A 14,101-nucleotide genomic window follows, 5' to 3' on the forward strand; every position below is an offset into this window, starting at 1 on the left:
TCGACGCGATGGCCGGGCTGCGCGCGCGTGCGCGTTCACCCGTGCGCGACGGCACCCGGCACGCCGCTTCCCGCCAGCCGCGCACGCTGCGCCGGATGGCGCGCGTGGACGCGGCCCGGCGCATCGGCCGGCAGCGCGCCGTGTTGCAGCCAGTACAGCGCGATGGGCCACAGCGTGTCGGTGAAGCGGCTGTGGAAGAACGCGAAGTGGCCGATCGCGTCGACGCCGATGTCGCGCGGCGCGATCCGCAGGTGCGTGACGTCGCTGCCCGTGTAGTAGCCGACCAGCCGTTCGATCGCGTCGACGGTACCGAACCCGTCGTCGTCGAGGCCGATCGCGAGCATCGGCGCCGGCAGCCGCGCGAAGCGGGCCGGCAGCGCGGCACGGCTCGCCGCGGTTTCGGCGAGCGGGCCGTGCGTGTAGGCATCCTCGAAGCGCGGTTGCGCGCGCACCCACGACAGCGCGACGCCGCGCGGCGTGTCTTCCATCCAGCCGAGCCGCTTCGCGGGCACGTAGCCGAACACGGCCGCGAGCGCCGGCATCGCGACGTGCCATTTCCACCACATGCGCCGCCGCTCTTCCGGCCGATAGTCGCGCCAGTACGCATACTGCGCGCCCACTGTCACCACGTGACGCACGTACGCGTTCGACGCCGCGAGCCCGAGCACGCAGCCGCCGATGCTGTGCGCGACGACGTCGAGCGGCTGGCCCGGAAATGCGTCGCGCGCGTACTGCAAGGCGGCCTCGCAATCGAGCCGCCCCCAGTCGAGCCAGTTCGCGCGCAGCTTCGCGAGCCGCGCGGGGCGCGAGCCGCCGATCCCTCGATAGTCGTACACGAGCACGTCGCGCCCCTGCGCGAACAGCCAGGCTGCGAAACGGAAGTAGTAGTCGCAGCGCACCGACGTCGCGCAATTGACGACCGTCACGGGCCGCACGGTGCCGCCGCGATGCCGCCACACGTAGCCGCGCAGCGCATAACCGTCGGCCGCGATCAGCGTCACGGGCTCCGGCGGCAACGCGCCCGCCGGGCGCCCGGCCGCCTGCTCCGGCGCGCGCGTGCTGCGCGCGGCCCCGCCTGCTTCGTTCGAAATCGTCATCGTGTCTCCTGTGCGGCGCCGCCTGCCCGACGCCCGCCCGATCGGCCAGCCTCCATTGAACTTGACGCGCCGGACGTTCTCAACCAATCTTGCTGCTCCGTTCGCATGAGCCCTACGCATGTCAACGCCGCTCGTCCGTCTTCCGTCGCTGGACCTCGTGCGCGGCTTCGTCGCCGTCGGCCGCCGCATGAGCATCACGCTCGCCGCGCAGGACCTGTGCGTCACGCAGTCGGCGGTCAGCCGCCAGGTGCACGCGCTCGAGGCGCATCTCGGCGTCGCGCTGCTGCAGCGCGGCTATCGCAAGATCGCGTTCACGCCGGAAGGCGAGCGGCTGTTCCGCGCCGCCGACGCGGCACTGCTCAGCCTGCAGGACACCGTCGCGTCGCTCGCCGCCGCACGCGAGCGGCAACCCGTCACGATCACCGCGAGCATCGGCGTCACCGCGCTGTGGCTGCTACCCAGACTCGGGCGCCTGCAGGCGCGCCTGCCCGACATCGACTTGCGCGTGGCCGCGAACGACAAGGTACTCGATTTGCGCGCGGAAGGCATCGACCTCGGGATCCGCTACTGCCCGCGCGAGCGCGCGCCGGCCGGCGCGCTGCACCTGTTCGACGAGATCGTCGTGCCGGTCGCGCACCCCGCGCTGGCCGCCCGGCCCGTCACCGACGCGGCCGCGATCGCCGAGCACGTGCTGCTCGAATTCGACGGGCCGCCGCAAACCCGACTGCAGTGGCGTGCGCACCTGCACGCGGCCGGGCTCGGCGACGCGCGCCCGAAGGGCGTGCTGCGTTTCAACCAGTACGACCAGGTCATCCACGCCGCGATCGCCGGCCGGGGCGTCGCGCTCGGCAGGCTCGCGCTCGTCGCGCCGATGCTCGCCGACGGCCGGCTCGCGGTGCTCGGCCCGCACTCGCAGGCGTTGTCGGATGCGTACGGCTACTGGCTGTTCCGGCACGATCCGGCACCGCGCCGCGAAGTCGCCGACGTGCGCGACTGGATCCTCGCGGAAGCGGCCGAGTGCGACGCGGCGATGCGGGCGTACGACGTGGCGCAGCGGTAGCCGCGAGCGAAATTCCGCATCGAGCCGACGCCGGCGCGGCCTTGCGCACGTCTATGAACGCCGCCACGGGCGCTGCACTGACGCCCCGCCCCCGCTGCGTCGGCCGCCTGTCACGCCGGCTGCATACGGCGCAGCGGCTTCACGCACCCGGCGCGTACAGCCCCCGTCACCGGCATCGCGTCCGCGCCGCATCGCATTCCCCGCACGCATGCGAACGCGACCGAATGATCGCTTGAGCGCCCCGGCACAGGATCGTCTAATCGGATCGAACGCGGCCGCCGCGCCGCACGCACTCATCCGGAGACACGCATGACCCCGATCGAACAAGACGCCCGGCGCCATTGGCTGCCGGTGCTCGCGGGCGGCCTGATCATGGGCGCCGCGCTCGGCATCCGCCACGTGCAGGGACTGTTCCTCGCCCCCGTCACGCTCGACCACGGCTGGTCGCGCGAAGCGTTCGGCCTCGCGCTCGCGCTGCAGAACCTGATCTGGGGCATCGCGCAACCGTTCACCGGCATGATCGCCGACCGCTTCGGGTCCGTGCGCGTGATCGTCGCCGGCATGCTGCTGTACGCGGCCGGGCTCGTCACGATGGCGTTCGCCGCGTCGGCCGGCGTGTTCACGGCCGGCGCGGGGTTCGTGATCGGCGTCGCGCTGTCGGGGTCGGCCTTCGCGTCGATCTACGGCGCGCTGAGCCGCCTGTTTCCGCCCGACCGGCGCGGCTGGGCGCTCGGCGTCGCCGGCGCGATCGGCGGGCTCGGCCAGTTCTGCATGGTGCCGGTCGCGCAGGTGCTGATCGGCGGCATCGGCTGGCAGCATGCCTTCGTCGCGCTCGCCCTCGTCGCCGCGCTGCTCGCGCCGCTCGCCGTGCTGGTGCGCGACCGGCCCGCGCAGGCCGCGAGCCGCGCGGACGGCCCCGATCAGTCGATCGGCGCGGCGGTGCGCGAAGCGTTCGCGCATCGCGGCTTCTGGCTGCTGAACGCGGGATTCTTCGCGTGCGGGTTCCAGCTCGCGTTCATCGCGACCCACCTGCCCGCCTACCTGCTCGATCACGGCCTGCCGGCGCGCCACGCCAGCGTCGCGCTCGCGCTGATCGCGCTGACCAACGTGGCCGGCACCTATGCATGCGGCCATCTCGGCGGCCTGCTGCGGCGCAAGTACGTGCTGTCCGTGCTGTACCTCGTCCGCGCGCTGGCGATGGCCGCGTTCGTTGCGGCGCCGTTGTCGCCCGCGAGCGTCTACGTGTTCGCGGCCGTGATGGGCTTCACGTGGCTCGGCACGGTGCCGCTGACCAACGGCGTGATCTCGCAGGTGTTCGGCGTGCGCTACATCGCGACGCTGTTCGGCTTCGTGTTCTTCGGGCACCAGCTCGGCAGCTTCTTCGGCGTATGGCTCGGCGCGCTCGTGTACGACGTGACGCATTCGTACCTGCCGCTGTGGATCGGCTCGATCGCGCTCGGCGTGCTGGCCGCGCTGCTGCACCTGCCGATCGACGACGCGCGCATCGCGCGGCCGGTGCCAGGCAAAGCCGCATGGGCGTGATGCGTGCGGCGCTGGCCGCCGGCGCGCTCGCGTTCGTCGCGTGGTGCGGCGCGGCCTACTTCGATTCTGGCGTCGCGCTTGCGCTGCTCGAGCGCGCGGCGTTCTGCGACTGACTCGGCGAACCGTGCCGCGCGCAGCGACGGCCGGTCACGCCTAGCGACGCTTCGGCAACGAGGCCAGCGCATCGAGCGCACGACGGCGCGCGCCGTCGTGATCGACGATCGGCGCCGGATAGTCGACGTCGAGCCGCACGCCGGCCGCCGCAAGCTCCATCGGGGACGCCTCCCACGGCGCGTGGATCGTCGCCGCGTCGAGGCCCGCGAGTTCCGGCACCCAGCGGCGCACGTACGCCCCTTGCGGGTCGAACTTCCGGCCCTGCGTCACCGGGTTGAAGATGCGGAAATACGGTGCGGCGTCGGCGCCGCAGCCGGCCACCCATTGCCAGTTCGCCGGGTTGTTCGCGGCATCCGCGTCGACGAGCGTGTCGTGAAACCAGCGCTCGCCGGCCCGCCAGTCGATCAGCAGATGCTTGACGAGAAACGACGCGACGACCATCCGCACGCGGTTGTGCATCCAGCCGGTCGTCCACAGCTCGCGCATCCCCGCATCGACGAGCGGATAGCCGGTCCGCCCGCGCTGCCACGCGCGCAGCGCGGCAGGATCGTCGCGCCACGGCATCGCGTCGAACTGCGCGCGGAAGTTGTCGGTCGCGAGCGCCGGGAAGTCATACAGCAGCACGTGGCTGAATTCGCGCCAGCCGAGTTCGCTCAGGAACTTCTCGGCGCCGGCCGCGCAGGCCGCACCGCCCGCCTGTGCCGCACCCTGCACCGCATGCCACACCTGTCGTGGCGACACGTTGCCGAAGCGCAGGCACGGCGACAGCCGGCTCGTCGCCGCCCGGTCGGGCCGGTCGCGCGTATCGGCATAGCCGGCCAGCGACTCGACAGAAAACGCGTCGAGCCGCGCCTGCGCGCCGGCTTCGTCGGGTGCCGGCCAGGCGTCGCGCAGGCCGCCCGCCCAGTCCGGCGCGTGCGGACGCAACCCGAGCGCGTCGAGCGTCAGCGCGCGTTCGCGCACGCCGGCCGGCCACGGATGAAACGCGATCCGCTCAGGCTCCGGCAGCGGCGCCGCCACCGTGCGATCGCGCCGCACCGCGCGCCAGTACGCGGTGAACACCTGGAACGGCGTGCCGGCGCCCGTCAGCACGTCCCACGGTTCGTTCAGCAGGCTGCCGTTGCTGCTCTCGACCTCGAGGCCGCGCGCCTTCAGCGACGCCTTCAACGCCGCATCGGCATCGCGCTGCGGCTGCGCGTAGCGGCGGTTCCAGTACACGGCTGCCGCGCCCGTGTCCTGCGCGACGCGTTCGATCTCGCGCGGCGCATCGCCGCGCAACAGCAGCAGTCGTCCGCCATGACGCGCGAGCGCCGCATCGAGTCCGGCGAGCGACCCATGCAGCCACCAGCGCGCCGCACCGCCGAGCGCGCGCCCCGCACCTTCGCCCGTGTCGTCGACGTACACGCATACGAGCGGCCGGCCCGACGCGACCGCGCGCGTCAGCGCGGGCTGGTCGGTCACGCGCAGATCGTCGCGGAACCACACAACGGCAGGAGCAACGGACGACTTCGCTGGCACGGGCACCTCGGGCAGGAAACTGAAGCGTGACCGGTATTGTCGCGGCAGGTCGGCGCGATGTCGACGTTCGAACCGCACGGCGTACCCGCGCGTGCGTCGCATACCGACGCCGACTCCGGATCGCCGGCCCGGTGAAACGCCTTAGTCCGTTCCGACGATTCTTCGCCGCACGCACCGGCCTACGCTCGATGTCGGGTTCGCCGCGATGTGCGGCACGCGCCGGCCGCCGGTCAGCCCCATGCATTGCACGGCGCGTCCGCCATGCCCGCCGGCGCCGGCGCGGCCCGTTTCGGCTGACGCGGCCCGTTTCGGCTGACGCGGCGCGTGCCCGCCCGTGCGGGCACAGTCGCGGTTCCCTCCGCTCCCTCACCCTCATTCTCATTCGATACCCGCCATGACCAAACCAGCCAATCTCGTTACCTCGATCACCGTCGCGATCGACGCCCCCGCTGTCGTCGTCTGGGAAGTGCTGACCGACTTCCCGCGCTACGGCGAATGGAACACGTTCTGCGTCGGCCTCGAGACGACCGGCCGGATCGGCGACTTCGTGTACATGCAGGTGCGCATTCCCGGCACGGAGACGGTGATTCCCGTCAACGAAATCCTCGTCGCGTGCGAGCCCGAGCGCCTGCTGTCGTGGGAGCAGCGCCCGACCGACGACAACAAGGACGCCGCGCGCCGCGACCAGTACGTCGAAGCCGACGGCGCCGAGCGCTGCCGCTACTTCACGACCGACCAGTTCCTCGGCCTCAACGCGGAAACGATCATGCGCGAGCACGGTGGCTGGGTGAAACAGGGGTTCGACCAGTGCGCGCGCGACGTGAAGCAGCGCGCGGAAGCGCTGCATGCCGCCCGCCGGCGCAAAAGCGCATGACGGAGCGCAACCGATGCCCGATCTGCAGACCCTCTCCGATCATCACGACATCCGCGAGTTGATCGTCGCGTACTCGAGCGCGATCGATGCGCGCGACTTCGACGCGCTCGATGCCGTGTTCAAGCACGACGCGACGATCGACTATCGCGCGATGGGCGGCATCGCCGGCACCTATCCGGACGTCAAGGCGTGGCTGCGCACCGTGCTGCCGCAGTTCCCGCAGTACCAGCACATGGTCGGCAACCTGTCGATCACGCTCGACGGCGACACCGCGCGCGGCCGCACGATCTGCTTCAACCCGATGGAAGTCGCGCTGCCCGACGGCGGCACGCAGGTGATGTTTCTCGGGCTGTGGTACGTCGACCGGTTCGTGCGCACCGCGCAGGGCTGGCGCATCGCCGAGCGCGTCGAGGAACGCTGCTACGGTCACAACGTGCCGGCCGTGCTTGCGAACGCGACCGGCTGAACACCGACACGTCGCACGACGCGCGCGCCGTGGCATCGTTGCACGGCGCGCGTGTCGCGGACGCTCGGTCAGTCGAGACGGAACGCCGCTTCGAAACGCGCGGCGAACGCGTCGAACTCGGTTTCCGGCAGATGGTTGATGCCGCCCGCGCGCTTGCGCCCGCCGCCGGTCGGGAAGCCGCGGCAGAATTCGTCCGCGCCGAGCGCCCGGCCGTCGGGCACGCGCACGCTGACCACGAACCCGCCCTGCGCGCGCGGCGACAGCACCGCGAGCGCCGCATGCGGCGCATTGCGCATCCGCTCGTTCGCGAGCATCCCCGTCGCGCGCCGCGCCCACGGATGATCCGGCATCCTGATCAGCGTCGCGCCCGGCACGTCGCGCAACGGCGCGAGTGCGCACGCGAGCGCCATGTCGTCGCGATAGCCGTCGCGCAGCGCGGCGAATACCGGCGTGTCGCGCACGAAATCGAGCGGATCGACGCATGGCAGCATCGCGTCGGCCAGCACCGCCGGATCGAAATGCAGGTCGCCGACGCATTCGCCGTAGGCGTTGTAGTTCAGGTAGAGCCCGAGTTCGGCCAGCGTGCCGCGTTCGGCTGCGTCGATCCCGTATTCGCGCGCGAGCGCGTCGCCGAGCGCCGGCAGTTCGTCGCCGAACGCCGCGACGATCGCCCAGCGCACATGCCGGCCGCCGAGATGGCGGTTCACGAGCGCGCTCGTGCAGACGTCGGCGGCCGTGTCGATATACGCATCGAAACGCGGATCGCCGGGCAGCTCGCCCGCGAAGTGATGGTCGAAGTAGCGAACCGCGGCGCCGTCGCGCAGCAGCCGCGCGCATGCGTCGCGGTTCTGGTCATGCGACACGTCGAGCACGGTCACGCGGTCGCCGGCCCCCGCGTCGATTCGCTCGAGCAGCCTGATGTCGCGCTTCACGCCGGTCACGAGCGTGCCGCGTTCGCCTTCCGCGAGCCGCAGTTGCTGCAGCGCGCACAGGCCGTCCGCGTCGCCGTTGAACGCGAAGAAATGCCGCCCCTGTTCCTGTTGTTGTTCCTGCATGATCCGTTGCTCCGTCCTCAGGGCATGAAATCGCCGCCGTTCGCATCCAGCGTCGCACCGGTCACCGCGTTCGCGTAATCCGACGCGAGGAACAGCGCCGCGCGCGCGCAGTCGTCGTCGGTCGGCAGCTTCGCGAGCGCGATGTTCGACGCGATCGGCGCGATGATCGCCTCCTCCGTCGTGCCGTACTCGGCGGCCGCCTGCCGGAAATACGTCTGCGTCGGCACGCCCCACATCCAGCCCATGTGGATGCTGTTCGCGCGGATCCCGTGCACGCCGAGCTCGCGCGCCAGGTATTTTGCCGCAACCGCGAGCGCGCCCTTCGATACAGCGTAGCCCGATTCCCCTGCAAACGGCTTGCGGGTCGCCTGCGAGTTGATCATCACGATCGCGCCGCGCTTCTGCCGCTTCATGTGCGGGACGATTTCCTGCGTGAGCGTCATCGTGCCGAACACGTTGGTGTCGAACACCGCGCGCCAGCCGTCGAGATCGGCGTCCTCGACCGCCTCCGGGAACGTGCCGTGCACGAACGCGCTGTTCACGAGCGCGTCGATCCGGCCGAAGCGCTCGACCGCCTGCGTCGCGAGCTGCCGGCACTGCGCGCGCTCCGCGATGTCGGTGCGCACCTTCAGCACGTCGCACGCGACGCCGAGTGCGCCGATCCGTGCTTCCGCATCGTCGAGCTTTTCCATCGTGCGTGCCGCGACGACCACGCCGCGCGCGCCCTCGCGCGCGGCCTCGACGGCGAGCTTCACACCGAGCCCCGGCCCGATCCCTGAAATCACGACGATCTTGTCCTTCAGCAACATGGGTTGTCTCCTGGTTGTCGTTCGTCTCGCGGGCGCGCCGTCAGCCGGCCGCCCGCAGGTGCCGCGCGCGATACGCGGCGAAGTCATGCGCCAACTGCGCATCCGTGAAGCCGAAGCGCGCGATCGAGTAGTCGTGCGCGGCGCGCTTGTCGCGGCCGTTGCGCGCCATCCAGTCCGTCATCGCCGCGCGCTGCCGCGCATCGAGCGACATCCCCGCGAAGCGGTACACGGCTTGCGCGACGCCGAGCGGATCCGACACCGTATCCTCGAACCGCACGTCGAGAAACCGCTCGGCCGGCAACGCGTCGCGTGCCGCCATCGCCGCGCCGATCGCGCGCGCCATCCCCGCGTTCCACTGCGCGCCGACCGTGCGCGGATCCGGGTCGTCCGCATACATCTGCCACAGCGTGTGCGCCATGCTCGCCATCGACGGAATCGTCTGCGCCGGGTCGCGGTGCGTGAGCACCACCTGCGCGCGTGGGAACACGCGGCACAGCACGTCGAGCGCATGCAGGTGCTGCGGCGTCTTCAGCAGCCAGCGCGCGGCCGGCGCAACGCCGCGCTGCGCCTTCTGCCACTGCAGGAACTGCAGCATCCGCTTCAGGTACGTATAGACCGGCGTCAGGTCCTGCTTCGCGAGCCACGCCGTATAGCCCGGCACGTTCGCGTACGAATCCATCGCGCACACGAACGAATGCTCCATCAGCATGAACTCCTCGTCGGCGAGCATCGCGTCGAGCGGATGGATCGCGAGGATCTGCGGAATGCAGTCGATCATCGTCGCGACCTCGGCCTGCGCGCGCGCGATGCGCACGCTCGGCGCGTCGAGCGTCTCGCCGGCGAGCGGCGCCGGATAGCGCGTTTCCCACCACGCGGCCGAATGAAAGCGCGGATCGACCGCGAGCAGCCGCTGCAGCAGCGTCGTGCCGGTGCGCGGCAGCCCGACGATCACGAGCGGATCGTCGATCTCGATGTCGGCGATCTCCGGATGACGGCCGAAGTAATCCTCGATAACGAGCCGGTTCACGAGCTGGCCGACGAGCTTCTCGCGCATCATCGCCACGCCGCGCGCCGACAGCTTCGCTTCGTCGATCAGCGACGCGCACATCACGTCGAGCGCCTCGCGATACGGGCCGTCGCCGAACGCGGTGAGGCCGCCGGTGCGCGACACGGCCTCGGCGATCAGCGCGTCGGCGTCGAGCTGGGTGCGGATCGGGTCGAGCGGCGCGTTCATGCGGCCTCCTTCAGCGCGGCGAGCTTGACGACGCGCGTGCGCGGATGCACCGGCTGCGCGGCGCCGACCCAGCGCCAGCAGATCGTGCCGGTGCGATGCCCGGCCGTGTCGAGCCAGTTCGCGCCGCCCGGCCGCGACGCGGCGACCACCACCGTCACGCCGCCGTCGGCATTCAGCCGCGCGCTGTGCTTGTTCACGCAGATGTCGAAGTGCCGATAGTCGAGCGACTCCATCCAGTAGTTGTTGAGCTGCACGTTCCAGAAATCGCAGTCGGGCACGGTGTCGACGTCGATCACGAGCGCCTCGTCGTCGGCGAGCGACCAGCACGAGTGGTAGTAGTAGATGTTCGGATCGCCGCCGACCGACTGGCACAGCGCCTGGTCCGCGGGCGGCAGCGCGTTCACGTGCGAGCCGTAGCTCGCGGCCCAGTCGGCGAACAGCTTCGCCGTCTGCTCGACGAACTGCGCGGCGCGCGTGAGGCCGCCCTGCAGCGCGAGCGGGTCGAGCGGCGCCGGGCGATCGTGCGCGCCGATGCGTTCGATCTTCAGTTGCGCGGGCGTCTCCGCGCGCCGGTCGAGGAAGGTCTGGCGCACCAGCAGCGCGTTCGTGCCGGGCTCCATGCGCACCCAGTTGCCTGCGCGCGGCGTTTCGCTCAGCACGATCTCGAAGCTGCCGTCCGGCGCGAGCTCGAGCTGCTTCGCGTCGAGAAAACCCGTCTGCAGCATCTTGCCGTCCGTCTCGTAGCCGCCCTTCTGCGTGCCGAAGCTCAGGTACGCGACCGTGCCGCGGCGCCCCGTCACGCGATATTCGCAGCGGCCGTCGAGGCGCGCGTACTGGTACAGGTTGTCGGGATTGTCGGCGCCGATCTTCGCGGTCTCGTGCGACGGCGAGAAGAAGCCGGGCCACGCGCCGTCCGCGAACTCGACGTGCATTTCGAGCGCGATGCGCATCAGCCGGCTCAGGTAGCGGAATCCTTCCGCGCGCGTGAGCGGATCGTCCGGCGCCTCGGCGCGCAGGATCTGCTCGCCGCTGCGTTTCAGGGTGTCGCAGAAATCGGCCCAGGTCTGGCCCGAAAGCAATTGCGTGGCGCGTGTGTCGTCCGTCATGTGTCGTCTCCGCCGATGGTCGAGCGCTCACCTTAAGCGGGCGCGCCACGCGCCACTTCGTCCGGGTGGACTAAGGACAGATCCGCTGCCCGGCAGCGCCACGTGTTAGTCCACCCGGACGAAGAACGGCACCGCTCTCGCTCGATACCGTTGGCGTCATGCACGAAACGCCGCACATGTCGCGCGGCGCCGGCATGCAACAAGGAGACGAACGATGTTGACCCACTTGGAGCGACTGGAGGCCGAAAGCATCCACATCATGCGCGAGGTGGTCGCGGAAAGCGAAAACCCGGTGATGCTCTATTCGATCGGCAAGGACAGCTCGGTCATGCTGCATCTCGCGATGAAGGCCTTCTACCCGGCGAAGCCGCCCTTTCCGCTGCTGCACGTCGATACGACGTGGAAGTTCCGCGAGATGATCGCGTTTCGCGACGAGACGGCCGCGCGCCTCGGCCTCGACCTGCGCGTGCACGTGAATCCCGACGGCGTCGCGAACGACATCAATCCGTTCACGCACGGCTCGGCCGTGCACACCGACGTGTGGAAGACCCAGGGGCTCAAGCAGGCGCTCGACCACTACGGTTTCGACGCCGCGTTCGGCGGCGCGCGCCGCGACGAGGAGAAATCGCGCGCGAAGGAGCGCATCGTGTCGCTGCGCTCGGAGCAGCATCGCTGGGATCCGAAACGCCAGCGTCCCGAGCTCTGGTCGCTGTACAACGCGCGCAAGCGCCGCGGCGAAAGCCTGCGCGTGTTCCCGATTTCCAACTGGACCGAGCTCGACATCTGGCAATACATCCAGCTGCACGACATTCCGATCGTTCCGCTCTACTACGCAAAGGAGCGGCCGGTGGTCGAGCGCGACGGCGCGCTGATCATGGTCGACGACGAACGCCTGCCGCTGCGCGAAGGCGAAGTGCCGCAGATGCGCAAGGTGCGCTTTCGCACGCTCGGCTGCTATCCGCTGACGGGCGCGATCGACAGCGACGCGAGCTCGCTCGACGACATCCTGCAGGAGATGCGCGACACGCGCACGTCCGAGCGCCAGGGACGGCTGATCGACAGCGATTCGGCCGGTTCGATGGAAAAGAAGAAACAGGAGGGATATTTCTGATGGCACACGTACTCACGGCGCGCGACACGCGCGCACACGCGACATCCGCGACATCCGCGACTTCCGCGACTTCCGCGACTTCCGCGACGCCCGCGACGCCCGCGACGCCCGCGACACCCGATACGCCCGCGACAACCGATACGCGCGACATCCACGCCGACGATGCGCAGACGAAGGACCTGCTGCGCTTCATCACGTGCGGCAGCGTCGACGACGGCAAGAGCACGCTGATCGGCCGCCTGCTCTACGAATCGAACATGCTGTTCGACGACCAGTTGACCCAGCTCGAAGCCGATTCGAGGAAGGTCGGCACGCAAGGCGGCGAACTCGATTTCGCGCTGCTCGTCGACGGCCTGTCGGCCGAGCGCGAACAGGGCATCACGATCGACGTCGCGTACCGCTTCTTCGCGACCGCGCGACGCAAGTTCATCGTCGCCGACACCCCAGGCCACGAGCAGTACACGCGCAACATGATCACCGGCGCGTCGACCGCCGATCTCGCGGTGATCCTGATCGACGCGCGCAAGGGCGTGCTCACGCAGACGCGCCGCCACAGCCATCTCGTCGCGCTGATCGGCATCAAGCGCGTCGTGCTTGCCATCAACAAGATGGATCTGGTCGACTACGATCGCGCCGTGTTCGAGCGCATCGACGCCGACTATCGCGCGTTCGCGGCCGAACTCGGCCTCGACGAAATCGTCAGCATTCCGATGTCGGCGCTGCGCGGCGACAACGTGATCGCATCGAGCGCGCGGATGCCGTGGTACGCGGGCCCGCCGCTGATGCGGCATCTCGACACGCTGCCGCTCGTCGAGCGCGTGACGCGCGACGAACCGTTCCGGCTGCCCGTGCAATGGGTCAACCGTCCGCACCTGAACTTCCGCGGCTATGCCGGCAGCATCGCGTCGGGAGAAGTGCGCGTCGGCGAACGCGTGCGCGTGCTGCCGTCCGGCAAGGAGAGCCGCGTTGCATCGGTGATCACGCCGGCCGGTGAGGCCGAGCTTGCGCGCGCGGGCGAAGCGGTAACGCTTACGCTCGCCGACGAGATCGACATCAGCCGCGGCGACATGATCGCGCGTGCCGACGCGCCGCCGGAAGTCGCCGACCAGTTCGAGGCGACGCTCGTGTGGATGCACGACGAGCCGCTGCTGCCGGGCCGCCCGTATCTCGTGAAGCTCGGCACGCAGACGGTCGGCGCGACCTGCGCGACGCCGAAGTACAAGATCGACGTGAACACGCGCGAGCATCTCGCCGCGCGCACGCTCGCGCTGAACGAGATCGGCGTGTGCAACCTGAGCTTCGACCGGCCCGTCGCGTTCGATCCGTACGACCTGAATCGCCACACCGGCGGCTTCATCGTGATCGACCGCTTCACCAACGACACGGTCGGCGCCGGGATGCTGCACTTCGCGCTGCGCCGCGCGCACAACGTGCACTGGCAGGCCGTCGACGTCGACCGCGACGCGCGCGCGGTGCAGAAGGCGCAGACGCCGCGCATCGTATGGCTGACCGGGCTGTCGGGCGCGGGCAAGTCGACGATCGCGAACCTCGTCGAGCGGCGGCTGCATGCGCTCGGCAAGCACACGTACCTGCTCGACGGCGACAACGTGCGGCACGGCCTGAACCGCGATCTCGGCTTCACCGAGGCCGATCGCGTGGAGAACATCCGGCGCGTGGCCGAAGTCGCGCGGCTGATGCTCGATGCCGGGCTCATCACGCTCGTGTCGTTCATCTCGCCGTTCCGCGCGGAACGCGACATGGCGCGCGCGCTGGTTCGCCCCGACGAGTTCGTCGAAGTGTTCGTCGACACACCGCTCGCGGTCGCCGAGGAACGCGATCCGAAGGGTCTGTACAAGAAGGCGCGCAAGGGCGAACTGAAGCACTTCACGGGCATCGACTCGCCGTACGAGCCGCCTGCGCAGCCGGAACTGCGCATCGATACGGTGGCCGAGTCGCCGGAGGCCGCGGCGGAACGCATCGTCGCGTACCTGCTGCGCGAACGCACCGCGTAAGCGGCGCCAGGGCGGCGCACGCTGCGTCGCACCGGCACGGCCCGCGTCGTCTACTCCGTTCGGATGACGCGGGCGGCTGGCCGGTCGGTATGCTGGCTCGGGA

At 70.2% G+C, this 14,101-nt stretch carries 12 protein-coding genes and 1 pseudogene; 7 read left to right on the forward strand and 6 right to left on the reverse strand.

What is annotated here, in order from left to right; genetic code table 11:
- Positions 1 to 35: 35 nt before the first annotated feature.
- Positions 36 to 1,097, reverse strand: coding sequence for an alpha/beta fold hydrolase (locus U4Y91_RS33605; protein WP_321808674.1), 1,062 nt, complete (start codon positions 1,095 to 1,097; stop codon positions 36 to 38).
- 118 nt (positions 1,098 to 1,215) lie between these two features.
- Here U4Y91_RS33605 and U4Y91_RS33610 point away from each other — a divergent pair, with 118 nt between their 5' ends.
- The 3 genes from U4Y91_RS33610 (at position 1,216) to U4Y91_RS33620 (ending at position 3,812) form a co-directional block, all read left to right on the forward strand.
- Positions 1,216 to 2,157, forward strand: a complete 942-nt coding sequence (locus U4Y91_RS33610) for a LysR substrate-binding domain-containing protein (RefSeq protein ID WP_321808675.1) — start codon at positions 1,216 to 1,218, stop codon at positions 2,155 to 2,157.
- 309 nt (positions 2,158 to 2,466) lie between these two features.
- The gene (locus U4Y91_RS33615; RefSeq protein WP_321808676.1) at positions 2,467 to 3,699 is read left to right on the forward strand and encodes an MFS transporter; all 1,233 of its coding nucleotides are present in this window, start codon (positions 2,467 to 2,469) and stop codon (positions 3,697 to 3,699) included.
- Positions 3,690 to 3,812: a hypothetical protein gene (locus tag U4Y91_RS33620; protein WP_321808677.1), complete on the forward strand. Its 123-nt coding sequence runs from the start codon at positions 3,690 to 3,692 to the stop codon at positions 3,810 to 3,812. The genes U4Y91_RS33615 and U4Y91_RS33620 overlap by 10 nt, the downstream gene beginning before the upstream one ends.
- A gap of 40 nt (positions 3,813 to 3,852) precedes the next feature.
- On the opposite strand, the gene U4Y91_RS33625 is transcribed toward U4Y91_RS33620, so the two are convergent.
- Entirely contained in the window at positions 3,853 to 5,331 is a 1,479-nt protein-coding gene (locus tag U4Y91_RS33625) for a deoxyribodipyrimidine photo-lyase (protein WP_321808678.1), read from the reverse strand.
- Positions 5,332 to 5,725: 394 nt separating this feature from the next.
- On the opposite strand from U4Y91_RS33625, the gene U4Y91_RS33630 reads away from it, so the two are divergent.
- On the forward strand, positions 5,726 to 6,205 hold the full coding sequence (locus U4Y91_RS33630) for an SRPBCC domain-containing protein (protein ID WP_321808679.1): 480 nt from the start codon (positions 5,726 to 5,728) through the stop codon (positions 6,203 to 6,205).
- Positions 6,206 to 6,218: 13 nt separating this feature from the next.
- Complete coding sequence (locus U4Y91_RS33635; RefSeq protein WP_321808680.1) at positions 6,219 to 6,671, forward strand: nuclear transport factor 2 family protein; 453 nt, start codon at positions 6,219 to 6,221, stop codon at positions 6,669 to 6,671.
- Between the two features lie 68 nt (positions 6,672 to 6,739).
- Here the strand turns inward: U4Y91_RS33635 and U4Y91_RS33640 are convergent, their stop codons facing one another.
- From U4Y91_RS33640 to U4Y91_RS33655, 4 genes are read right to left on the reverse strand one after another with little or no spacing between them, the layout of a single operon-like run.
- Positions 6,740 to 7,726: an acetyltransferase gene (locus tag U4Y91_RS33640; RefSeq protein ID WP_321808681.1), complete on the reverse strand. Its 987-nt coding sequence runs from the start codon at positions 7,724 to 7,726 to the stop codon at positions 6,740 to 6,742.
- Between the two features lie 17 nt (positions 7,727 to 7,743).
- Complete coding sequence (locus U4Y91_RS33645; protein WP_321808682.1) at positions 7,744 to 8,535, reverse strand: SDR family oxidoreductase; 792 nt, start codon at positions 8,533 to 8,535, stop codon at positions 7,744 to 7,746.
- Between the two features lie 40 nt (positions 8,536 to 8,575).
- The gene (locus U4Y91_RS33650; protein ID WP_321808683.1) at positions 8,576 to 9,769 is read right to left on the reverse strand and encodes a sulfotransferase; all 1,194 of its coding nucleotides are present in this window, start codon (positions 9,767 to 9,769) and stop codon (positions 8,576 to 8,578) included.
- Entirely contained in the window at positions 9,766 to 10,875 is a 1,110-nt protein-coding gene (locus U4Y91_RS33655) for a DUF1214 domain-containing protein (RefSeq protein ID WP_321808684.1), read from the reverse strand. Before U4Y91_RS33655 ends, U4Y91_RS33650 begins: the two co-directional genes overlap by 4 nt.
- 190 nt (positions 10,876 to 11,065) lie before the next feature.
- Between U4Y91_RS33655 and cysD the strand changes: the two are divergent.
- Positions 11,066 to 11,986 (forward strand): annotated as a pseudogene (cysD, locus tag U4Y91_RS33660) (sulfate adenylyltransferase subunit CysD); the annotation flags it as partial.
- A complete protein-coding gene (gene cysN / locus U4Y91_RS33665) occupies positions 11,986 to 13,998 on the forward strand; it encodes a sulfate adenylyltransferase subunit CysN (RefSeq protein WP_321808685.1) in 2,013 nt (670 codons plus the stop codon). The pseudogene cysD and the gene cysN, both read left to right, overlap by 1 nt.
- The last annotated feature ends 103 nt before the right edge of the window (positions 13,999 to 14,101 follow it).

The sequence above is a fragment of the Burkholderia sp. BCC1993 genome (assembly GCF_905339865.1).
GTDB lineage: Bacteria > Pseudomonadota > Gammaproteobacteria > Burkholderiales > Burkholderiaceae > Burkholderia.